23 protein-coding genes are annotated in these 20924 nt (G+C 59.0%); 7 read left to right on the top strand and 16 right to left on the bottom strand.

The features are described from left to right. Positions 1–26: 26 nt before the first annotated feature. Together pdxH and metA are read left to right on the top strand one after the other, a co-directional pair. Entirely contained in the window at positions 27–662 is a 636-nt protein-coding gene (pdxH, locus tag EDC28_RS12735) for a pyridoxamine 5'-phosphate oxidase (protein ID WP_336391534.1), read from the top strand. A gap of 104 nt (positions 663–766) precedes the next feature. After that, positions 767–1720 carry a homoserine O-acetyltransferase MetA gene (gene metA, locus EDC28_RS12730; protein WP_123421865.1) on the top strand — a complete coding sequence of 318 codons (954 nt, stop codon included), beginning with the start codon at positions 767–769 and terminating at the stop codon, positions 1718–1720. Positions 1721–1763: 43 nt separating this feature from the next. Here the strand turns inward: metA and EDC28_RS12725 are convergent, their stop codons facing one another. From EDC28_RS12725 to EDC28_RS12715, 3 genes are all read right to left on the bottom strand, one after another. Beyond that, positions 1764–3047 (bottom strand): short-chain fatty acid transporter, encoded by a 1284-nt coding sequence (locus EDC28_RS12725; protein ID WP_050659415.1) that lies wholly within the window; start codon positions 3045–3047, stop codon positions 1764–1766. 67 nt (positions 3048–3114) lie between these two features. Next, positions 3115–3555, bottom strand: a complete 441-nt coding sequence (locus EDC28_RS12720; RefSeq protein ID WP_123421864.1) for a YchJ family protein — start codon at positions 3553–3555, stop codon at positions 3115–3117. Beyond that, on the bottom strand, positions 3545–4201 hold the full coding sequence (locus EDC28_RS12715) for a 2OG-Fe dioxygenase family protein (RefSeq protein ID WP_050659417.1): 657 nt from the start codon (positions 4199–4201) through the stop codon (positions 3545–3547). Before EDC28_RS12715 ends, EDC28_RS12720 begins: the two co-directional genes overlap by 11 nt. 214 nt (positions 4202–4415) lie before the next feature. Here EDC28_RS12715 and EDC28_RS12710 point away from each other — a divergent pair, with 214 nt between their 5' ends. Continuing rightward, the gene (locus EDC28_RS12710; protein ID WP_050659418.1) at positions 4416–5048 is read left to right on the top strand and encodes a YchE family NAAT transporter; all 633 of its coding nucleotides are present in this window, start codon (positions 4416–4418) and stop codon (positions 5046–5048) included. A 56-nt stretch (positions 5049–5104) separates the two neighbouring features. After that, the gene (locus EDC28_RS20160; RefSeq protein ID WP_170164119.1) at positions 5105–5260 is read left to right on the top strand and encodes a hypothetical protein; all 156 of its coding nucleotides are present in this window, start codon (positions 5105–5107) and stop codon (positions 5258–5260) included. 24 nt (positions 5261–5284) lie between these two features. Here EDC28_RS20160 and EDC28_RS12705 read toward each other — a convergent pair whose 3' ends face one another. Next, positions 5285–6598, bottom strand: coding sequence for an anti-phage deoxyguanosine triphosphatase (locus EDC28_RS12705; protein WP_123421863.1), 1314 nt, complete (start codon positions 6596–6598; stop codon positions 5285–5287). Continuing rightward, positions 6558–7178, bottom strand: coding sequence for a 5'-deoxynucleotidase (gene yfbR, locus EDC28_RS12700; RefSeq protein WP_417355231.1), 621 nt, complete (start codon positions 7176–7178; stop codon positions 6558–6560). Before yfbR ends, EDC28_RS12705 begins: the two co-directional genes overlap by 41 nt. A gap of 109 nt (positions 7179–7287) precedes the next feature. Here yfbR and EDC28_RS12695 point away from each other — a divergent pair, with 109 nt between their 5' ends. Then, a complete protein-coding gene (locus EDC28_RS12695) occupies positions 7288–7923 on the top strand; it encodes a putative metalloprotease CJM1_0395 family protein (RefSeq protein WP_123421862.1) in 636 nt (211 codons plus the stop codon). On the opposite strand, the gene EDC28_RS12690 is transcribed toward EDC28_RS12695, so the two are convergent. From EDC28_RS12690 to EDC28_RS12660, 7 genes are all read right to left on the bottom strand, one after another. Next, complete coding sequence (locus EDC28_RS12690) at positions 7897–9684, bottom strand: DUF885 domain-containing protein (protein ID WP_123421861.1); 1788 nt, start codon at positions 9682–9684, stop codon at positions 7897–7899. The genes EDC28_RS12695 and EDC28_RS12690 overlap by 27 nt on opposite strands. Before the next feature lie 50 nt (positions 9685–9734). Continuing rightward, entirely contained in the window at positions 9735–10352 is a 618-nt protein-coding gene (locus EDC28_RS12685; protein ID WP_123421860.1) for a DUF502 domain-containing protein, read from the bottom strand. Positions 10353–10406: 54 nt separating this feature from the next. Further along, positions 10407–11474 carry an OmpA family protein gene (locus tag EDC28_RS12680; RefSeq protein ID WP_232338724.1) on the bottom strand — a complete coding sequence of 356 codons (1068 nt, stop codon included), beginning with the start codon at positions 11472–11474 and terminating at the stop codon, positions 10407–10409. A gap of 147 nt (positions 11475–11621) precedes the next feature. Then, on the bottom strand, positions 11622–13529 hold the full coding sequence (locus tag EDC28_RS12675) for a winged helix-turn-helix domain-containing protein (protein ID WP_123421859.1): 1908 nt from the start codon (positions 13527–13529) through the stop codon (positions 11622–11624). A gap of 333 nt (positions 13530–13862) precedes the next feature. Continuing rightward, complete coding sequence (locus EDC28_RS12670) at positions 13863–14795, bottom strand: isopenicillin N synthase family dioxygenase (RefSeq protein ID WP_123421858.1); 933 nt, start codon at positions 14793–14795, stop codon at positions 13863–13865. 126 nt (positions 14796–14921) lie between these two features. Further along, on the bottom strand, positions 14922–15674 hold the full coding sequence (gene tpiA, locus EDC28_RS12665; protein ID WP_123421857.1) for a triose-phosphate isomerase: 753 nt from the start codon (positions 15672–15674) through the stop codon (positions 14922–14924). A gap of 66 nt (positions 15675–15740) precedes the next feature. Then, positions 15741–16784 (bottom strand): patatin-like phospholipase family protein, encoded by a 1044-nt coding sequence (locus tag EDC28_RS12660; protein ID WP_148049849.1) that lies wholly within the window; start codon positions 16782–16784, stop codon positions 15741–15743. A 124-nt stretch (positions 16785–16908) separates the two neighbouring features. Here EDC28_RS12660 and EDC28_RS12655 point away from each other — a divergent pair, with 124 nt between their 5' ends. After that, a complete protein-coding gene (locus EDC28_RS12655; protein ID WP_050659428.1) occupies positions 16909–17763 on the top strand; it encodes an SPFH domain-containing protein in 855 nt (284 codons plus the stop codon). A 3-nt stretch (positions 17764–17766) separates the two neighbouring features. Further along, positions 17767–17949 carry a type II toxin-antitoxin system antitoxin gene (locus EDC28_RS12650; protein WP_050659429.1) on the top strand — a complete coding sequence of 61 codons (183 nt, stop codon included), beginning with the start codon at positions 17767–17769 and terminating at the stop codon, positions 17947–17949. On the opposite strand, the gene cdd is transcribed toward EDC28_RS12650, so the two are convergent. From cdd to EDC28_RS12630, 4 genes are read right to left on the bottom strand one after another with little or no spacing between them, the layout of a single operon-like run. Next, positions 17946–18824, bottom strand: coding sequence for a cytidine deaminase (gene cdd, locus EDC28_RS12645; protein WP_123421855.1), 879 nt, complete (start codon positions 18822–18824; stop codon positions 17946–17948). The genes EDC28_RS12650 and cdd overlap by 4 nt on opposite strands. Positions 18825–18827: 3 nt before the next feature. Further along, positions 18828–19817, bottom strand: coding sequence for a 2-hydroxyacid dehydrogenase (locus tag EDC28_RS12640; RefSeq protein WP_123421854.1), 990 nt, complete (start codon positions 19815–19817; stop codon positions 18828–18830). Further along, positions 19814–20530, bottom strand: coding sequence for a CidB/LrgB family autolysis modulator (locus tag EDC28_RS12635; RefSeq protein ID WP_123421853.1), 717 nt, complete (start codon positions 20528–20530; stop codon positions 19814–19816). The genes EDC28_RS12640 and EDC28_RS12635 overlap by 4 nt, the downstream gene beginning before the upstream one ends. Next, complete coding sequence (locus tag EDC28_RS12630; RefSeq protein WP_244946590.1) at positions 20499–20843, bottom strand: CidA/LrgA family protein; 345 nt, start codon at positions 20841–20843, stop codon at positions 20499–20501. The genes EDC28_RS12635 and EDC28_RS12630 overlap by 32 nt, the downstream gene beginning before the upstream one ends. Positions 20844–20924: the final 81 nt, after the last annotated feature.

The following is a 20924-nucleotide window of genomic DNA, read 5'->3' as shown; positions in this document are numbered from 1 at the left end:
GACTGCCTTTTTTCTTTGGAGTCATGATGAGCATTGATGCCATGCGCCGGGTGTTCCGCCACGCCCCCCTTACCGAACTGGACCCCAACCCCCTCAAACAATTTGGCCATTGGTTTGACGAAGCCAAAGACAGCGCCCCGGTGGACTGGCTGGAAGTCAACGCCATGACCCTCTGTACCCAGGGGCTGGACGGCTTTCCCCAAAGCCGCATCGTGCTTTTAAAGGGGATAAGCGAGCAGGGCCTGCAGTTTTTTACCAACTACCAGTCCCACAAGGGTCTTGAGCTAGCGGCCGACCCGCGGGCCAGCCTAAATTTTTACTGGCCTCATCTGGCCCGCCAGGTGCGGGTACAGGGCTTGGTCACCAAGCTGCCGCGTAGCGACTCAGAGGCTTATTTTGCCTCCCGCCCCCGAGGCTCGCAGCTCGGTGCCTGGGCCTCGCATCAGTCTGAGCCCATTAGCGATGCCTCGGTTCTGGAGCGCCAACTGGCCGAGGCCGAGGCGCGCTTTGGCGATACCGTGCCATGCCCGCCGCATTGGGGCGGTTATGTGCTGGTACCCAGCCTGATGGAATTCTGGGCAGGCCGGGAGAATCGCCTGCATCACCGAGTGCGTTACCAGCGCACCGACAACAAATGGCAGCTGCAATGGCTGCAACCCTGAACAAGGCGCCGGTGGGCGCCTTTTTTGTGGCTGTTATTGGCTTGGAAGTGGACATTTAGACGTTTAGACGTTTAAATATCCAGGCTAATGCCGCGGAGATTGCCATGCCCATCCGAATTCCCGATGCCTTGCCGGCCGCCGAAGTGCTGCGCAAGGAAAACATCTTTGTGATGGATGAAACCCGCGCCATCCACCAGGACATCCGTCCCATGGAGGTGGTGCTGCTCAACCTGATGCCCAAGAAAATCGATACCGAGAACCAGATCTTAAGGCTCTTGGCCAACACCCCGTTGCAGGTCAACGTCAAGCTGCTGCGTATCGATCATCGCGAGTCCAACAACACCCCAAGCTCGCACCTGGAGCGCTTTTACCGCGATTTTGACGACATCAAGGACCAGAACTTTGACGGCCTTATCGTGACCGGCGCGCCCCTGGGGCAGGTGCCTTTTGACGAGGTGTATTACTGGGACGATGTGCGAAATGTCATCGAGTGGTCCCGCACCCATGTCACCTCCACGCTGTTTTTGTGCTGGGCGGCCCAGGCGGCCCTGAACTACCTCTACGGCCTGCCGAAGATGACCCGCGGCCAGAAGCTTTCCGGGGTCTATGAGCACCGCACCCTCAACCGCGACAACCCGCTGGTGCGCGGCTTTGACGATTACTTCCTGGCGCCGCTGAGCCGTTATGCCGACTTTGACGCCGGCTTTATCGGCGAGCACACCGAGTTGCAGATCCTTGCCGACCACCCCGAGGCCGGGGTTTATCTGGCGGCAAGCGACGACCTTCGGCAGATTTTTGTGACCGGGCATCCAGAATACGATTTCGACACCCTGGACCAGGAATACCAGCGCGACCTCAAGGCCGGTATCAACCCGGTGCTGCCGGAGAACTACTACCCGCAAGACGACGCCAGCCAAACCCCAAGGGCACGCTGGCGCAGCCATGCCAGCTTGCTGTACAGCAACTGGATAAACTACTGCGTCTACCAGATAACCCCTTACGATCTGGCCAAGATGCCCCCCAAAGACGAGCCCCAGGCCAAGCAACTTGCCGGGTAATAAAAAAGGCCGCTACTGCGGCCTTTTTTCTGTCCAATGCGGCTTACAGGAAGCTCAGGCCCAAGCCTATCACTACCCCGGATACCAGCAACTGGATGAGGCAATAGCCCATCACGTCCTTGGCGCCAAGGCCAGCAATGGCCAGCACCGGCAGTGCCCAGAAGGGTTGCAGCAGGTTGGTCCAGGCATCGCCCCAGGCGACCGACATGGCCACCTTGGCCACGTCCACGTGCAGCATTTGAGCGGCAGGCAGCATAACCGGCGCCTGCACCGCCCACTGGCCACCACCGGAGGGCACAAAGAGGTTGATAAGGCCGGCAGAGAGGAAGCTCCACAGCGGCAGGGTGTCGGCGGTGGACACATGCACAAAAAACTCGGCCAGGCGGGTGGCAAGGCCAGAGCCTTGCATCAGGGCCATGATGCCGGCGTAGAAGGGAAACTGAATAAGGATGCCGCCGGCACTGGCCACCGCCGGAGGCAGGGCGCCCAAAAAGCGCGAAGCGGTGCCGAACAGCACCATGGCCAGCATCAAAAACACCAGGTTCAGCACGTTCAGGTTAAGGCCGCCACCGCCCATAAAATAGGGCACCAAGTAGGCCAGCATGATGGCGCCGCCCAGGTACATGGGCCAGCGCTGGTTGAGCATGGGGCCGTGGCCGGCAACGCGGTTTTCTTCTTCTTGGCTTTGTACCTTGCTGAGCTTGCTGCTTTTATCGAGCATCAGCATGTTCAGCAGCGGCATTACAATCAGCAGCGCCACCACGATGATGAGGTTATAAGAGGCGAAGATGGTTTCGCTGGTGGGGATAAGGCCGATTTGCTTTTCAGTAAAGTTGCCAGGGGTGTTGATGGTCAGGGGAATGGAGCCTGACAGGCCGGCGTGCCAGATAAGGAACCCCGAGTAGGCCGAGGCCACCAGCAGCTTGTAATCAATGGCGATTTCCCGGGCGATGGCACGAGCAAAAAAGGCACCTACCACCAGGCCAAAACCCCAGTTGAGCCAGGAGGCCACCAAAGCCACCAAAGTGACGGTAACGATGGCGCTTTTCGGCCCCGGCAGCCGACGGGCCAGGGCGCCCAGGGCTTTTCTCACCGGCGGTGTGGAGGCCACCAGGTGGCCGAGCACCAGGATCAGGGCCATCTGCATGGCAAAGCTCAGCAGGTTCCAGAACCCTTTACCCCAGACATCGACCGCATTCATAGGCGCCATGCCTTGCACGCCGATGGACAGGCCCAGTACCAGCATGGTCAATAGCAGTACCAGCACAAAAGGATCGGGAAGATACCGCTCCACCATGCGCACCGCGCCTTTAACTAACCACCCCATAAACGGTTCCTTTTTCTATTGATTGTTATGAAAAGAGGGCACAACTTGCCTGGGGCTAGATTAGCAATTAACGGCGGCAACAGGTCTTATACTTTCGTCCAGAGCCGCAGGGGCAGGGGGCATTACGCTCGGGCTCAGGGTAAGTGCCTGAATGAAATAACCAATTCCCGTCTATTTTCAGGAAACGGCTTTTTTCCAGATGAAAGGCAAGGCCATCATCTTGCTGGTAACGGGCAAGAAAGGTGACAAAACTTTCTTGCTCGCCAGGCAGGTGCCCAAGGATCTGCAAATCATGCCAGGGCAGGGCGATAAAAGGGGCGATATCGGCAAGGGTGGGGCGGGAGTCCGGGTGCCAGCTATCGAGGATAAACTGCGGCGCGTTGACCACATGGGCGCAGTAGCGGGCCCGCATCAGCGCCTCGGCGGTAACGGCTGTGGCCCCCTGATGCAGGGGGCCACAGCATTCTGGATATTGGCGGCCACTGCCGCAGGGGCAATCAGCCGGCATGGGCCGTCAGTACCACCACATCCCAGTAACCTTGGTCCTGGCCTGGGAGGGGCAGGACCGGCGCGGCGTTATGGAAGTAACGGGCATCGTTGAGGATAACGTACTGGCCGTCGGCAAAACGCTCGCAAAAGAACGGCGCCTCGTCTTTGGCTTCGTACAGCATCACCTCGCCGCCTTCCACGGTCTGGGTACCAATCACGTAGATCCCTAAGTAGTTAAAGCCGTCCTGATGGACGCCCTCGGGAGCCGGCGGGGTGGCATTGCGTGACTGGGTCTTGATGCGAATTTGGTGAATTTCAATCACCGCGTCGTCGCTCAGGGCGCATTGGTCTTTGAAATCCTTGAGCATACTGCTCATGGCGGCGCCGGTCAGGGTCTGCTCGGGGATCTCCTGATACTGGCGCTCCACATCGCCCAGGTACTGGTTGATGTGGCTGGGCTGCATAAAGGTCTTGGTGGGCTGGCGGCGAATGTGGCCGGCCTCGATTTTGACATTGGAATAGCAGCGGTAACGAAAGTCCCCCTGGATGTAGGGGTCCAGCGGCAGGTCGGCAAAGCTCGATGCCAGCATTTCAAAACCGGTGTCTTTTGCCAGCAGGCCCTGGACCAGGCTGAAATCGGTGCTGTGTTCGAGAACCTTTGTCATACGCGGGAAAACCTCTGTTATGCAACAGGGGCGGCATTATACGCAGAACAGCTGGCATTGTCAGCGCGTTGCCGCAGGCGTAAACGTCAACTTTAACGTACAGGGAATAATCAAAAAAACTAATGCTTGCGGGCCAAAATATCTCGTTATACGGCGCCCTGCAAGGCGTTTAGACTCTGCGCCACTTAAGGTCTCATTAGGGGAGGCGCCAGCAGTGGATTACGCTATTTACACTCAATTTTTTGTGGCCATGCTGGCTATCGTCAACCCTTTTGGGCTGCTGCCGGTGTTTATCGGCCTGACCTCGGATCAATCCCTGGTTGAGCGGCGCCGCACCGCCATGATGGCTTCTTTTGCCTCGGCGGTGATCCTGTGGGTGGTGCTGCTGTTGGGGGAAAGCCTGCTGGATTTCTTCTCCATTTCGGTGTCCTCTTTCCAGGTGGCGGGCGGCGTGTTGCTGAGCTTTACCGCCTTGTCGATGCTGCAAGGTAAGCTCGGCGAGACCCGCCGCACCACAGAAGAAGGCCGTGAAGCGGCGCACATGAACTCGGTGACCCTGGTGCCCCTGGCACTGCCGCTGATCGCTGGTCCCGCCGCCATTACCACGGTCATCGTCTTTACCCAGGCTCACCATACCGTCATGGACAAAGGCGCGCTGGGCATTGCCATTGCGCTGCTGGGCCTGGTGACCTGGGGGGTGTTTTTATGCGCGCCGATGCTGGCGCGTTGGCTGGGTACCACCGGTATCAACCTTATTACCCGGGTGATGGGCCTTATCATGATGGCGCTGGCGGTGGAATTTATGGCCAAGGGCCTCAAAGGGCTGTTCCCGGCTCTGGCAGGTTAAGGGCAGGTTAGGGCAATTCTCCTAGACTTTAGGCAAAACAAATAAAGGAGAATGTCATGTCCGTTCGCTTGCTCGCTGCCCTGGCAGCGCTATCGTTACTGGCCGGTTGTACCTTGAGGGGCCCTGAGGTCCGGGTCAAGGCGCCGGAAGTGGTGGTTGATGGCCAGGGCACCCACTGCCCGCCCGGCCAGGCCAAAAAGGGCCGTTGCTAAGAAAAGGCGCCCAAGGGCGCCTTTTTAATGGGGCTGGCGCTCAAACACCGTACCGGTTTTGGGCAGGAATAAGGTGCCGTAAAGGCGGCCGGCGTATTCGTCGGTCATGCCGGCAATATAATCGGCAATGACCCTCGGGCTTTGGCCGGCGGCTTGCCAGCGGCGACGGGTATTGTGCGGCAGTAGCCGGGCCGGATCAGAGGCCAGGGCCTCAAAGAGCGCCATCACCATCTGCTGGCCCTTGTATTCCAGAAGCTGCAGCTCCGGCTTGGTTACCACCTGGTTGTAGACAAAATCCTTGAACACTTTAAGTGCCCGGGCGTAGTGCTCGGGCAGGCCGGCGTTAAAGGCCAGCAGCGGCGATTCAAAGCCGTCGACCGGCACCAGGGTGGTGGCGGTGATAAGGCCGTTGACCAGGGCGCCGATGGCTTGCTTGCGAAGGTGGTGCTGGCCGGAGAAAAGCTGGCTGCCGAGCTCCTCAAGGCTCATGGCAAAACCGGGCAGCGACAGCGCTTTAAGCTCGCTGGCCACGTCACTGTCCCACACCTCACGGCCAACCAGGCCCATGACGATGGCATCTTCCATGTCGTGGATGGCATAGGCGATATCGTCCCCCAACTCCATGATGGCGCTGTCCAACGATTTGAATTTGGCCTTGCCGTGGGGGGCGAGGGGTTGGAATTGGCTGAAAAGATCTCGGTCGTGGTTGCCAAGGGGCGCGAGGATCCACTCGAGGATATCGGCGTCTTCGTCGTAATTGGCCTTGGCCGGGTACCAGTCGCTGACTTTCAGTTGCCGCGGATTGGCGGGCTCTGGCGCCAAGGGGCCTCTGACCGCACTTTGCAGCACCGGGTATTTCACCACCCCAAGCAGGGTGCGCCGGCAAAGATCCATGCCGTTGCCCTCGGTGTAGGGCTCGAGCTTGGCGAGAATGCGAAGGGTCTGGGCGTTACCCTCAAAGCCGCCGTCGTGGCGCATCAGGTAATTAAGGGCCACCTCGCCGCCGTGGCCAAAAGGTGGATGACCAATGTCATGGGCCAGGCAAATGGCCTCAATAAGGGCCTCTTCGGCAAAGAGTGCCTGATGCTGTGGCGCCTTGCGTTTTAACTGGTTAAGAATGCCGGTGCCAATTTGCGCCGCTTCCAGTGAGTGGGTGAGGCGGGTGCGGTAAAAATCGCTCTGGCCGACCCCCAGCACCTGGGTTTTGGCCTGCAGGCGGCGAAAGGCGGCCGAATGCAGCACCCTTGCCTTATCACGCTGAAAGGGGCTGCGATGGTCGTCCTGGCGCTGGCTGTTGTTATTGCTGGCCCGGGCGGACCAGAGGGTGTTCTGGGTCATCGGCGATGTCGTCCAGGGAAAGGGAAAAACTCGGCACGAACTGGTCGAGAAAATAGCGCATCGGCGGATTCATGCGTTTGGCCAGCATTGCCTCCAGGCGGCCCTTGGCCTGGGTGAACTCGTGGTTACCCATGTTGAGCTCCTGCAGGCATTTGAGGTAGGCGCAGAGGGTATCGGCGTCTTTAACCAGGCTTTGCAGCGGCGCTTCGTCGGCGCTGGCTACAAAGAGCTGGCGATACGCCTCGCGAAGCTCCGGCGGCGCCATGTCCACCAGGCGCTGCTCGGCAACCGCTTCAATCTTCTTGTATTCATCGGCGATGGCCGGGTTGTAGTACTTGACCGGGGTCGGCAGATCGCCGGTGAGCACTTCCGAGGCGTCGTGAAACAGCGCCAGGGCCGCCACCCGGTTGGCGTCCAACTGGGTGCCAAAGCAATGATTGCTGATAAGGGCCAGGGCATGGGCCACCATGGCCACCTGCAGGCTGTGTTCGGCGACGTTCTCGGGTTGCACGTTATACATCAGTGGCCAGCGGCGAATAAGCCGCAGTCGGGCTAGTTGGGCAAATAAGTGGCTCGCCAAAATACACTCCTAAAGATTGGCTCACAAAAGAGGTAACACTTGTGGCAAAAGGGCGCAAGGGCGATTAGTGTATGGCAGGTATGTGACCAATTTTTGAGCGGGAGCGTTGATGCTTCAGGTTGGGGCCTCTTCTTACAATCAGTCTATTGCTGCTGACACCCAGGTGCCGGCGGCAAGTGCTGTTGCGTCGCAACCCGCGGCGACTGGCGCCAGTGCTACCGATAAGGCCAATCCCACCCCAGCGCCAGACAAGGCCTCTTCAGATCAAATAAGCCGTAACGCGCCAGCCAGTAAAGGCCAAGCGCCTGGCCAGCCCCTCTTGAATGAAACTGACCAAGCCGAGCTTGATTCCCTCAAGGCGCGCGACCAGGAAGTGCGCAGCCACGAGCAGGCCCACCAGAGCGCGGCTGGCAGTTATTCCAAAGGGATGCACTTAAGCTTTGAAAAGGGCGCCGATGGCCGCCGCTATGCGGTGGACGGCGAGGTGCAGATTGATACCTCAAAGGTAGCGGGGGACCCTCAAGCCACCCTCAGCAAAGCCCAGACCATCTTAAAAGCGGCCCTGGCCCCGGCCCAGCCGTCGGGTCAAGACAAGCAAGTTGCCAGCGAAGCGCGGCAGATGATCACCGAAGCCCGGGCCGCCATCCTTGCCCAGCAGCAGGAGCAATTAAAAGGCACGCCTGAGCGTGCCTATGAAACGGCGGCTAAACCCAAGGCGTCACTGGGGCTCGATCTTTTCGCCTGACATCAGCGCCTTGATATACCGCACCGGCGCCGAGCCATAACTCAAAAACCTTTCGTTAAAGTCCTTGAGGTTAAAGCCTGTACCCAGGGCCTTTTTCTGCGCGTCACGGAAATCGTAAATCTCCCTGAACCCGGCGTAATAGCTGGTGAGCTGCACCTGAGACAGGGTTACTCGCCGCCATTTGCCTTCGGCTTCGGCTTGTTGCTGGAAGGCCTGGTTCATCAGCAAGTCCAGCGCCTGGTCGCGGCTCATGCCAAGCACATGCACGCTGTAGTCGAGGATGGTGTTGCAGATGGTGCGCAGGTTCCACTTGTAGTACATCAGCCACATTTCTGGCTCGTTGTTGCCGTAGCCTGCTTCGAGCATCATCCGCTCGGCATAGACGGCCCAACCTTCGACCATGGCGCCGTTGCCGAACAGGCTCTTGACCAGGCTCGGCGACTGGTTGGAATACACCAACTGGGCGTAGTGGCCAGGGATGGCCTCGTGGATATTCAGTACCTGCAACACCCAATGATTGTATTCGCGCAGGTAGCTCTCGGCCTGGGCGTCGCTCATGCCATCAAGGGGGGTGACGTTGTAGTAGGTGTTGCCGCCCTTGTCGTAGGGGCCAGGGGCTGATACCGAGGCGCCGGCCACACCGCGCATGTACTCGGGGGTCTCCCGCACTACCAGCGGTTTGTTCGGGTCCAGGGTCAGCAACTGGTGCTGGTTGACGAAGGCCTCCAGGGTTGGGATCTGCGCCTTGACGGCGTCAACAAAGGCATCGCGCTTCACGTGGTTGGCCGAGAGTTTGTCGATGAGCTTTTTCACCCCGGCATTGCCGGCCAGGCGCGGCTCTCCCGGGAAATACTTGCTCCACAGGCTGTCGGTGATGCGATTCATCTCGCCAAGTACCTTGGCCTTGTCAGCCTGGGCTTTGTCGTACAGCTCTTTGGCGGTCAGCCCGGACTGAATGTCAAAGGCGAACTTCTGTTCGTAAAGGGCCTTACCCAAGCGAAAGGAGCGGGCATTGCCGCCTTTTTCAAGCTTGGCTGCCAGGGCCTTGAGCCAGTCAATCTGGCTATTGATAGCGCTGCGGGCCGCTTGGTAGTTGGCATGAAAGCGGGCTTTGTCGGCGGCGCTCAGGGCGCTGGCGTCGGCGCGGGAAAGCAGCGCATCGTTTATCACCGAGAACGCGCCCTGGTTTTGCACTATGGCAAGCTGGGTGTGCTCGAGGGTGGGGCGCTCAATGTTCTGGCGGGCAGCCTGGTAATAGGCCGGCGCCTTTTCCAGGCGGGCGCTGATGGCGTTAAGGGCATCGGGTTCACTGATGGCCTTGCTGGCGCCAAGCTCGGCGATGGCGCCGGCGATGTTGTACTGGGACGGATCCCACTGCCAGCTTTTAAGCTCGGTGACATCAAAAACGATGCTGCCCAATTGGTTTTGGATGAGTAGGTAGTCAATCTTGCTGGCCGGGCTCAGGGCCTCGAAATCCAGGCTATGGAGCTTGTCCTGCCAGTGCTTGGCAAAGGCCAGCTCCTGCTGGCGGGCGGCCGGGGTGGGGATAACCAGCTCGCCGGCGTAGCGGGTGTAACCCACGTACAGCCCCCAGGTAGGGAACTGCTGCCAGAAGGCCGGGATGAAGTCGTTAACCAGTGCCTGAAATTGTTGCTGCGGGGCAACCTGGCTGGTTGCCATGGTGCTTTGCGGTGCGCTGGTGGTGGTAGCGCAGCCCAGTAAGGAGCTGGACAGCGCCAGGCAAAGAAGGGTCTTTTTCATTGTGTTTTCCCTGTGGTGGTCGCGGCGAGCATCCAACAGGGTAGCCGTCTTTACAATCCCTGGCGGGACGAGTCGCCATTTCCTTGTTTTGAAACGCCGCCAGCCACCACCAAGGGCAACACTTCGGCCGCCGTCATGTTCAGAGGAGTCACCTTGTCTTTGGCCACCAACACCAGGTTGCCGGCAAAGTTAAAAGACTGGGGCAGGTATACCGCCACTCGGCCTTCAAGGCCCATTTCATCAAGGCTGTCGCGGGTGACAAAACCGATGACTTCGATATCGGCATTGATCCTGACCAGCACCGGCTTTGAAAAGCGTTTGTCCTGGCCGGTAATGGCGCCCAGCACGTCTTTGATGGCGCCATAGAGCAGCTTGACCAGGGGCAGGCGCTCCATGATGTTATCCACCAGGCTAAAGAGCTGCCGGCCAAGAAAGTGACCGGCCAAAAGGCCAATGGTCATGATGATAAGCAGCGTCAGCACTAAACCGACCGGGGCCACCAGCCATTGGGGGATAGGCGTCCCCAATACCGGTTCGAGCAACAGGGCAATGGGTTGGAACAGGCCGTTATTAAAATACCGGTACAGGGCCCACACCAAGTAGATGGTGAGCAGCACCGGCGCTGTGATTAAAAAGCCCTGGAGCAACCAGCGCAGCGGTTTAAACATGTCACTCTCCCATAAAAAAGGGGAGCCTAAGGCTCCCCCTGCACCCAGGTCAACTTACTTGGTGTCTGGAACCCGCTTGGTGGCGGACAGCTTGGCCTCGATGCGGCGGTTGGCGGCACGGGCTTCTTTGCTGGTGCCTTCAACAGCCGGCTGGCTCTCGCCGTAGCCTACGGTTTTGATGCGGGATTTGTCGATGCCAAACTGGCTGGCCAGCACGTCGCCAACGGCTTTGGCGCGGCGCTCAGACAGCTTCAGGTTGTAGCTGGCAGCGCCGGTGTCGTCGGTGTGACCTTCGATCACTACGTCCAGCTGCGGGAAGTCCTTCATGAACTTGGCAACGCGCTCAATCTCAGAGAAGTACTGAGGTTTGACGTTGGCCGAGTTGGTGTCGAAGTTCACCAGCAGTTTTTCGGTAACGGTTTGGGTTTCGTACTTGGTGCAGCCGCGCTCGTCGACCTTGTAGTTGGCCGGGGTGCCCGGGCAGGCGTCGCGGTCATCCGGTACGCCGTCACCGTCGGAGTCAACCACCACCGGGGCTGGGGCGGGCTTGGGGGCCACTTCCTGTTTGGGCGCGCCACCGAAGAAGTACTGGAAGCCAACGTTGGCCACGTAGTCGGTAAAGTTGCTGTCATCCTGCTGGGCCGCCACTTCAGTGCGGAACGCCAGGTTGTCGGTCAGGAAGGTGCGGTAACCCAGGGTCAGGCGAGCAAAGGTGTCGCTCAGGTTTTCAACTTTGGTGCGGTTGATACCCAGACCGGTGTAGAAGTGGTCGGTGATGTTGAACAATACATCGGCACCGTAAGACTCACCGTAGCCGGAAGAATTGCTGTTCTTCAGATCGGCTTGCAGGTAGTCATAGTAACCACGTACTTCCCACAGCGGGGAAATACGGTAACCCAGTTCCAAACCAGGAACGAAGGTTTTGAAATCTTGCTTGGGTTCATAGATACCACCATGTTTCTCGATCATGCGATCAGAGTCGAGGTCCATGGCACCAATGTGGCCACCCAGGTAAACACGACCTGCCAAATCGTCTTTGGAGACATCGGCAGCCTGAGAAGCAAAAGCGAACGCCATCAAAGTGGCAGCAGCAGACAAACGAAAAGCACTAACCTTTTTCATAATCACTCCCTGCAAAGGTAAAAGGCGCAGCCCTCTCAAAGGGGTTACGACGGGGCAAAGTTTAGGCAAGGATACTAAATTGCGACAATGGCAATTTAGCCAAGGGTTTACTGACCATTAAGCCAGAAAGGGCGCAAATGATACCCCTTAACGGCGCAGTAATGAAATGACGGATTTATCGCGGCTTTGTTGGGTGAAAAGTATCCGTGATTCATCTTTGGCTATGGCAAATTGTGTTTGCTCGGCGCCTGCTAATTGCGCGACTTCATTTTCCAAACCCAGGCTGAAATCAAAACGCATCAATTTAGGATGAGAGTCCGGCGTTAAATAAAAAACAGCCTGCTCGGTTATTGCCCAGCTTTCACAGTGTTGCCAGTCGATGTTTGCATTGATAGAGGTAACAGTGCCGGTTTTTAAATTCTGCCGCCAAAGGCCGGCTTTATGCAGACGGGTAAAATAAAGAAAGTGCTCTTTGCTATCCGGCCGGCCGCAAAAGCCGCCGTGCTCGGTCACTTGACCCATGCTCTGGTCATCGTCCTGGTAGCGCCAGATTTGCCAGTCTCCTTGCTGGTTGGAGGCAAAATACAGGCTTTGCCCATCGCTGCTCCAGGCGATATTTCGGGCCCCTGAGGGCAGGTCTGGTGTGGCTTTGGGTTGGCGGGTGTCAAGGCCAGCTACATCAGGGACAGCCCGGCCCGTTTGTAGCGCCTTGAGTGTGGGCTGATCGCCGTTAAAAGGCGCCGTTAGCTCCAATAACGCACTCTGCCAGTGGCCTTGGCTTACCACCAGCTTGCCGCCGGCAAAGGACAATCCCTCAACAGAGCTAACCGCCAGCGCCTCGCCCTTGAGCCTACCAAGAGCGTAACGGCTTACCTCGCCGCTTGGCCGCGCCAGGTAATAGTGGCGGTTATCCTCCCCCCAGGCCAAAGCAGTGATGGCCGTATTTTGCAGCAAGCGCACCGCGTGGCCACTGGTAAGGTCTTTTAAGTACACAGATTGGCTCTGCCAGTAATGGTCTCTGGCCACCAGCAGCTGGCGGCCGTCTTCTGACAAGGCAAAGGCCAGGTCGCCATCACCGGGTTCGCTCGGGTGGGTCAGGGCCGTCAAACGGCCGGTGCCAAGGTGCAACTGATAAAGCTGATAGGGCGCGCGCGGCTTCGGGCGGCGGTTGAAATACAGGCTTTTGCCGTCGCGGCTAAAGGCCAAGCGGCTGCGGGTATCGGCAGGCTGGCAAAAGGTCAGGGCGCGTACCCCGCTTAGCCGGCCACTTTGCCGGTCAAGGGCGGCAAGGCGAATTTGGCACTGCTGGCCATGGCGCCACAGGTAAGCCAGCGCCTTGCCGTCGGGTGACCAGGCTGGCGCCTGGCGGTCGGCATCCTGGCCGGTCAGAGGCTGCGGCCTTGGGGGCGGCTGATGGGGCTTGGCTAATTTCTGAATATAAAGCTGGTTTGGGCTGGCGTCTTCGCGATAGCTAAAGGCAAGGTATTGGCCGTCAGCAGAGAGCCTTGGCTGTTGCTGGCTCCCCGGTAGCTTTACCAGCGGCTCTTGGTGGCTAAAGCCGCTTTGGCGCTTCAAGGTGGTAAAGACCCCTTGCAGCACCGGCAGCAATAATATCAGGGCCAGGGCCCAGCCCGGCCAAGTGGCGCGCTCTGGCGGCGCCGGGGGCTGGTTGGTCAGAGGCTGCGGCAGGCGCGGCGCCTCAAGCAGCACTTCTTCTACCGGGGCAATCAACCGATAGCCCCGCTTGGGAACGGTCACGATGTAGCGGGGCTCTTTGGCGTCGTCGCCCAGACTGCGCCGCAGTTTGGTGATGAACTGGTTGATTGCGTTGTCCGACACCACTCGCCCCGGCCAGGCTTCAAGGAGCAGCGCTTCGCGGCTGACCAACTCGCCGGCCTGGCGTGCCAGCAGCATCAGAATGGTCATGGCCCGGGGTTCAAGTAGCTGTTCCTGGCCGTCTTTTACCAGGCTGTGGTGCTCCGGGCGCACCACAAAATCGCCAATAACAAAGGCGCTTTTGATGCTATCAAGGGCAACGTCCCGGTTTTTCGTCAATGTATCTTCCTGATTTTATTTATAAAATAAAAAGATCATCAATATCTCACCTTCTTATCATGCCCCTTGGCCAAAACAGCGGGCAACCTGTCAATGCGTCGGGGTGAAGCGCGCCTCCTGCTCTGCTAAGGCAAGCCGGTTTGATACCGGTAAGCCAGGCAAGGGAGAGGGACAGGCAGCGTCTTGGAGGCTCACTTCAGTCCGGCGTCGCATCGCTATAACCCTGGATTTTCCCAGCGGTTTTTTGGACGCACCCTCTACGGCTTCCTTCGGGAAGCCGCTTTTTTTTGCATAAAAAAAGCGCCCAGAGGGCGCCTTTTGTAAGGGTTGACCTTATTTGATAAGGCCGATTTCCCGCAGCCGTTCCATCAGGTAATCGTCGGCGCTGATGGCCGAGTCCTTCTTGGGGTTCTCGTCACTAACGCAGCTTTCAAGGGCGTCGATGATGACGTCCGGGTTGAAGTGCAGGAAGAACGGAATGGAATAGCGGGAGCTGGCGCTGTAGGGCAGCGGCGGGTTCACCACCCGGTGGGTGGTAGAAGGCAGCCGGTAGTTGGTGAGGCGCTGCAGCATGTCGCCGATGTTGCAGATGATGGCCCCTTCGATGATGGACACTTCAATCCAGCTACCGTCTTTGGCCAGCACTTCCAGGCCCGGCTCGCGGGAACCCACCAGCAACGTCAGCACGTTGATGTCTTCGTGGGCGGCGGCGCGTACCGACGGGGTGCCCTCGTCGATAATGGGCGGGTAGTGCAGCGGGCGCAGGATGGAGTTACCCAGGTTAACCTTGTCGCGAAAGTAGTCGCGAGGTTGGTCTAGGTAAACCGCCAGGGCGTCCAGTACCTTGTTGCCCAGGGCGTCCAGAGCCTTGTATAGCTCGACCATGCGCGGCTTGAAGGCCGGCACTTCTTCGGGCCAGGCATTGGGGGTGAGCTGCGGGTAGGGCGCTTGGCCTTCCAGTTCCCGGCCGACGTGCCAAAACTCTTTCAAGTCGACATGTTTGGCGTCTTTGGCGATCTCGGTGCCAAAGGGGGTGTAGCCACGGGCGCCGCCCTTGCCTTGCAGGTAGTATTTTTTCTTGGTTTGTTCCGGCAGGGCAAAAAGTTCGCGGCTGATGTCCAGGGCACCATGGATGGTGTCGCTGTCGATGCCGTGGTCGGTCAGGGCCACAAAGCCGAAGGACTCATAGCCCTGGCCGATGTCCTGAACGAAAGCGTCGAAGTCCGTGTCATAGCGACTCATGTCGATATGCGGGATGGAAGCCATGTTCTGTTCCTTATTATTGGAAAGCGGTTTTTGTAAGCCAAAAAAGCCTGAGGATACTAGTCATGCCGCTGCCGCGAGGCAAGGGTTGAGGCCATAAAAAAACCGCCTTGCGGCGGTTCGTTTGCGTTACTTGGCGGCCTTGATGATGCTGGCAAACTCGCCGGCATCAAGGGAGGCTCCTCCCACCAGGGCGCCGTCTACGTCGTCCATGGAAAAGAGCGCCTGGGCGTTGCTGGCTTTGACCGAGCCGCCGTAAAGGATGCGCAGCGCCTCGCTGCTGTCTTTGTCCTGGGCGGCAACCAGCTCGCGGATAAACTGGTGCACTTTTTGAGCGTCTACCGGGCTCGCGGCCTGGCCTGAGCCGATGGCCCACACCGGCTCGTAAGCCACCACCGCATTTTCAAAGCTCTTGCGGCCGCAGCGCTTGATGACCGCCTGAATTTGGTGGCCAATCACGTCTTTGGTTTCGCCGTTGTGGCGCTCGGTCTGGGTTTCACCGACACACAGCACCGGAATGAGCCCCGCTTCCTTGACGGCCTCGAACTTGCGGGCCACCAAATCGTCGTTTTCGTGATGCATGGCGCGGCGCTCGGAGTGGCCCACCAGCACGTATTTGACACCGAACTCGCCCAGCATGTCGGCCGCGATTTCACCGGTGAAGGCGCCTTGGCGGTTAACGTCGATGTTTTGGGCACCAATCTCGATAGCGGCATCGTGCAGCAGCTGCTCGGCTTGATTGATAAAAATGACAGGAGGGCAGACGGCGATATCGACGTCTTTAAGCTCGCTGGTGCTCGCCATCAGGTCGACCAGCAGTTTCTCAACGGAAGCCTTGGTGCCGTGTAGCTTCCAGTTTCCCATTACCAGTGGACGTCGCATCCTTTTCTGGTCTCCTTAAGCTTTGTAGGGTAACGATATTATTATGGTGCGGGAGAATACCACAGCTTAAACCAGAGCTTGTTGCCATTGTCCGTTTTTGACAGCTTGCGCAAAGCTATCTGCCATTTTCCTACCGGCATCAATAACTTGTTGCCAATATTCGATGCGTGCCTTGTCATCAAAACGCTCAAAATCCTTGCGGTCACTGATCTTTTGATGCGGCAAGGAAGCCACCAGCGCCGGGCTTGGCGCCACCATCACCACCTTGTCGTAATGCTCGGGCTTTGGCTTGCGCCAGCTAAGGCCTTTGTCAAACCAGCCGGGAATGGCTTTGTCGTAAAAGTGCGGGTAGAGCACCAGGCCCTCGGTGTCTAGCGGCAGGTCGAAGTGGTAGTCGATGATGCCGCCGTCCCGGTGCAGGCGATGGCGGCTGGCGGCGAGTTTTACCCCTTCCAGTACCAGGGGAATGGCGCCGGTGGCTTCCAGGGCCAGGGGCAGGGTGTGGCGGTCAAGGGCCACAAACTCGGTGGCAATGGCATCGCGGCCAAGCCAGGGGCTGTGGGAACCAGTATGAAAGATGCTGCGCCCAAAAAAGGCGCCAAGGGTGTTGCGGCTGATGAGGTTACCAAGGGCCGCCAGGCCCAGGCCCAGCATCTGCGGGCCCTTGCGCTCGCTTTTAAGGAGCCCCCGGCAACCGGCGGTCACCAGGTGCAGCTGGCGCTGGCGATTGGTGAGGATCTCATCAATACCGCTATCACCCAACAGCGCTTTCACCATGGCCCGGCTCGAATCGGAGATATGTCGCGGGGTGGCGCCATCCGCGTAGGAAAGGTGGTGGTAAAAATCCCTAAACCGCTCAATGGCCGCTACCGGCTCGGCGGTGGCATGGGCCGCCATGCGCCAGCCGCCAACGGAGCTTCCCAGCAATTTAAGAGGGCCGGCTTTGGGTAAAAAGTCGCTGGCCAGCTGTTGGTCAAGCCCTGCTAGCACAAACCATTTGGGGCCGCCGGAGGCGCCGAGCATGGCGGAGAATTGCGCTGGCTCGAAGCCGTCTTTTAGCAGTTTTGCCCGGGCGCTGGTGCCTGCTTTTATTACGAAGGGTAAGGTCATGGTGGTTGCCCGCTGGCTTGTGAATGGGCCAAGGATGCCAAAGCCGTGGCGGCGGGACAACGACTTGACCGAAGTGAAAGCCTCAACTAGATATCATAGTGATATCAATTTGAGGGGTTAGGGAATGCAAGAACAACGTAGAACCGTAGCCTCCGGCTACCTGATGTTGCTGGTACTGCCGGTATTGATCGTGCTGGCACTGTTGGGGGTAGCGGCCGCGCCAGGGATATTCTTCAAGCTGGTTGCCATCGTGGTGGGCATTTGCGCGGTGGTAAGCCTGCTGGGGTTTTTTATGGTGGCCCCCAACGAGGCCAAGGTGTTGCAGCTTTTTGGCAGCTACACCGGCACCGTGGTGGCCCCTGGCCTGCGCTGGGCCAACCCCTTTTACAGCAAGCAGCGGGTGTCGCTGCGTATCCGTAACTTCGAGAGCGACAAGCTCAAGGTCAACGACGAAGCCGGTAACCCCATCGAGATTGCCGCCGTGGTGGTGTGGCGGGTGGTAGACACCTACGACGCGGTATTCGAGGTGGACGATTTTACCGACTTTGTGGCCATTCAGTCCGAGGCGGCGGTGCGTAACCTCGCCACCTCCTACCCCTACGATCAGCACGAAACCGGTGAAGTGGCCCTTCGCAGCCACACCCAGGACATTGCCGAGCAGCTCAAGGCCGAAATTCAGGCTCGCCTCGACAAAGCCGGGGTAGAGGTAATTGAAGCGCGTATCTCGCACTTGGCCTACGCGCCGGAAATCGCCTCAGCCATGCTGCGCCGCCAACAGGCCTCTGCGGTGGTGGCGGCCCGTACCAAGGTGGTGGAAGGGGCGGTTTCCATGGTGCAACTGGCGCTGGAGCAGTTAAAGGCGCAAGGGGTGGTGGAACTGGACGAAGAGCGCCGGGCGGCCATGGTGTCCAACCTGCTGGTGGTGCTCTGTAGTGAAAGCCACACCCAGCCGGTGGTTAACGCCGGTAGCCTTTACTGAGTCATGGCGAAAAAAGCCTATCCGCTGCGTATCGATCCCCAAGTGCTTAGCGCCTTGCAAGGCTGGGCCGACGACGAGCTGCGCTCGTTGAACGCCCAGATTGAATACCTGCTGCGCCAGGCTTTGTATCAGCAGGGGCGGCTAAAGCCGCCCAAGCCAAAAGCCTTGGAAGACAGTCAGGACTAAAGGGCGATGTACTCGGGGGCTGGCAGCCCAAGAGCCTGGGCCAAGGCCTGGGTGCTGGCCAGCAGTGACACCTTCCCTTGCTGCTCGGCCAGTACCAGGCGCTCGGCGCTTAAGGGTAAACCTTGCACTGCCAGCATCACCAGTGCGGCCTGCAAGGGCGGCAAACTGGGGTTGTAGGCGGCGTTTTCAAGGTAACTGCCGGTGACAATGCGCCCGGCCACCTCAAGGGCCACCCCGGCCCGGGTTTGGGTGTAAGGGGCGTGGCTGGCACTTGCCGCATCGATGGCGGCTTGTATCAGCGGCTCTGGCGAATGTTGCGTAAAAGCCGTGGGCGCCGGTTTTAGCAGGCGCTCGCTTTTATCCAGATCCCAGGGGCCAAAGGCGTCCGGCAGGTAATCAGCCAGCAGCCGTGCCGGGCGGCCCGGCAGCAGCACCCGTAAATCCAGCGCTTCACTCATCTCACTCATAAACTGGCGGCAATGGCCACAGGGGCTGTAGTTAACCGCCAGGGTGGTGATTTGCTGCTCGCCGCTTTGGCGGGCGTGGGTGATAACGCATTGCTCGGCGTGTACCGTCATGCCAAGGGGGGCCGGGCTGTACTCCTGGTTGGCGCCAAAATACCAGGTGCCGCTGGCACCTTCGGCAATGGCGCCCACATAAAACTCGGAGATGGGGGCATTGGCAAAGCAGCGGGCCAAGGGCAATAGCGCCAGCATCAGCTCGTCTTTGCTCAAGTGGGTCAGGGCGCACCAGTTTGCCACTTCGGCGGGGGGTAATTGGGCGATAAAAGGGGTCTGGCTGAGCCAGGCGGCGGCCTGCTTTTCAATCGCAGACGGCAAAAGCGGCAATGAAGCCGCCAGCAGTGATTTGTTCATCCATTAAGCCTTGGTCAATTCGTTGCCGCTGCGACCACCCTTGGCGAAGGCTTCAATGTTCTGCACCGTGGTGCAGGCAATGGCGCTCAGGGCTTCTTGGGTGAAATACCCTTGGTGCCCTGTGATCACCACATTGGGAAAGGTCAGCAGCCGCTGGAATACATCGTCCGGGATGATACGGTTGGACAGATCCTCAAAAAACAGGTCTCCCTCTTGTTCGTACACATCCAGGCCCAGGTAACCCAACTGCCCCGATTTGAGTGCGTCTATGGCCGCCTGGGTGTCTAGTAGAGCACCGCGGCTGGTGTTAATCAACATAACGCCACGTTTCATGGCGCCCAGGCGCTGGGCGTTGATGAGGTGGTAGGTGTCTGGGGTCAGGGGGCAATGCAGGCTGATGATGTCTGCGCCTTCGATGCATTGGTCAAAGCCCAGATACTGGCCGCCAAGGGCGCTAAAGGCTGGGTTGGGTTTGACATCAAAGCCGGTGAGGGTGCAGCCAAAGCCTGCCAGGATGCGGGCGGTGGCAAGGCCAATGGCGCCGGTACCGATAACGGCAGCGGTTTTGCCGTGCAGGTTAAAGCCTAAGAGACCGTCAAGGCTGAAGTTGTTTTCCCTAACCCTGTTGTACGCCCGGTGCAGGCGCCGGTTGAGCATCATGATAAGGGCGATAGCGTGCTCGGCCACCGCTTCGGGGCTGTAGGCCGGCACTCTTGCCACCCTTATGCCAAGGGCGTTGGCGGCGTCGAGGTCGAGGTTGTTAAAACCGGCGCAGCGAAGCGCCACCATTTTTACCCCAGCCTTCTTTAGCTCGGCCAGCACCGGGGCGGACAAATCGTCGTTAACGAACGCCACCACCACCTGGTGGCCATGGGCGAGCTTGGCGGTCTCCACATCAAGTTTGGGCTCGAGATAATGCCAGGTGAGCGGGCACTGCACTGCGCCCAGGGAGGCTTGGTCGTAGGGCTTGGCCGAAAATACCGCGACTTTCATAGCATCCATTCCGTTAGCAGGGGTACCACTAAGGGTGCCACAAAGGCGGTGATAATGCCGCACAGGCTCAGGGCCAGGCTGGAAAAGGCCGCTGCTTCGGCGCTTTCTTCAACAATACGGGCGGTACCGATGGCGTGAGCGGCGCAGCCCATGGCAAGGCCGCGGGCCTGGGGGCTTTTCACCTTGCAAAGGGTCAACAGCCAAGGGCCGAGGATGGCGCCGGTCACCCCGGCAAAAAGCACCAACACGGCGGTCAGGGAGGCAATGCCGCCGATGCGCTCGCTCACCCCCATGGCGATAGGGGTGGTCACCGATTTTGCTGCCATGGACAGCAGCACCGGTCTGTCGGCCCCCAGCAGCCAAGCAATGACCAGCCCCGAGGTCATAGCCACCAGCACCCCCAGCAGGCAGGTGCTGAGCAGCGCCTTCCACTGGGCGCGGATAAGATCAAGCTGCTGGTACAAGGGGTAGGCGAGGGCCACCACCGCCGGCTCTAAAAAGAAGTTGATAAAGCGCCCGCCCTGCATGTAGCTCTGGTAGGGCACCTTAAGGGCCACCAGCAGCGGCACCAATACCGCAATGCCAATCAGCACCGGGTTTAACAGCGGCGTTTTAAAGCGGGCCTGAGCCTTTCTCACCAAGGCATAAATGGCCAAGGTCAGGACGAGATACAGCAAGGACTCAGTCACCACGGCGGCCTCCCTGGCGGTCATGCCAGCGGCCTATGGTGATAAGCACCAACAACGTGGAGAAAAAACAGGCCCCCACCAGCACCAGGCCGTGAGCCTTAATCACATCGAGGTAATTCATCAGGCCCACCCCGGCTGGAATGAACAATAAGGTCATGTGGCGGATAAGAGGGGCACTGAACGGCATCACCCAGTCGGCCTTGACCAGCTTGCTGGAGAGCAGCAAAAACAGCAGCAACATGCCGATGATGCTGCCAGGGATGGGCACCGGCAGCAAAGCCACCAGGCCCTTGCCGGCCCAAAGGCAGGCAACGATGATAAATACTGCCCGTAACATCTTCATTTTAATAACAAAATGCAATTAACCTCGGGCCAGTCTAGCATGAGCCCCACAGGCTGCGAAGCCGCGCCGGTGTCT

It is taken from the genome of Gallaecimonas pentaromativorans (assembly GCF_003751625.1).
Classification (GTDB): domain Bacteria; phylum Pseudomonadota; class Gammaproteobacteria; order Enterobacterales; family Gallaecimonadaceae; genus Gallaecimonas; species Gallaecimonas pentaromativorans.
The sequence above is the reverse complement of the archived record's forward strand: the minus strand, read 5'-3'. Positions and strand labels throughout refer to the sequence as shown.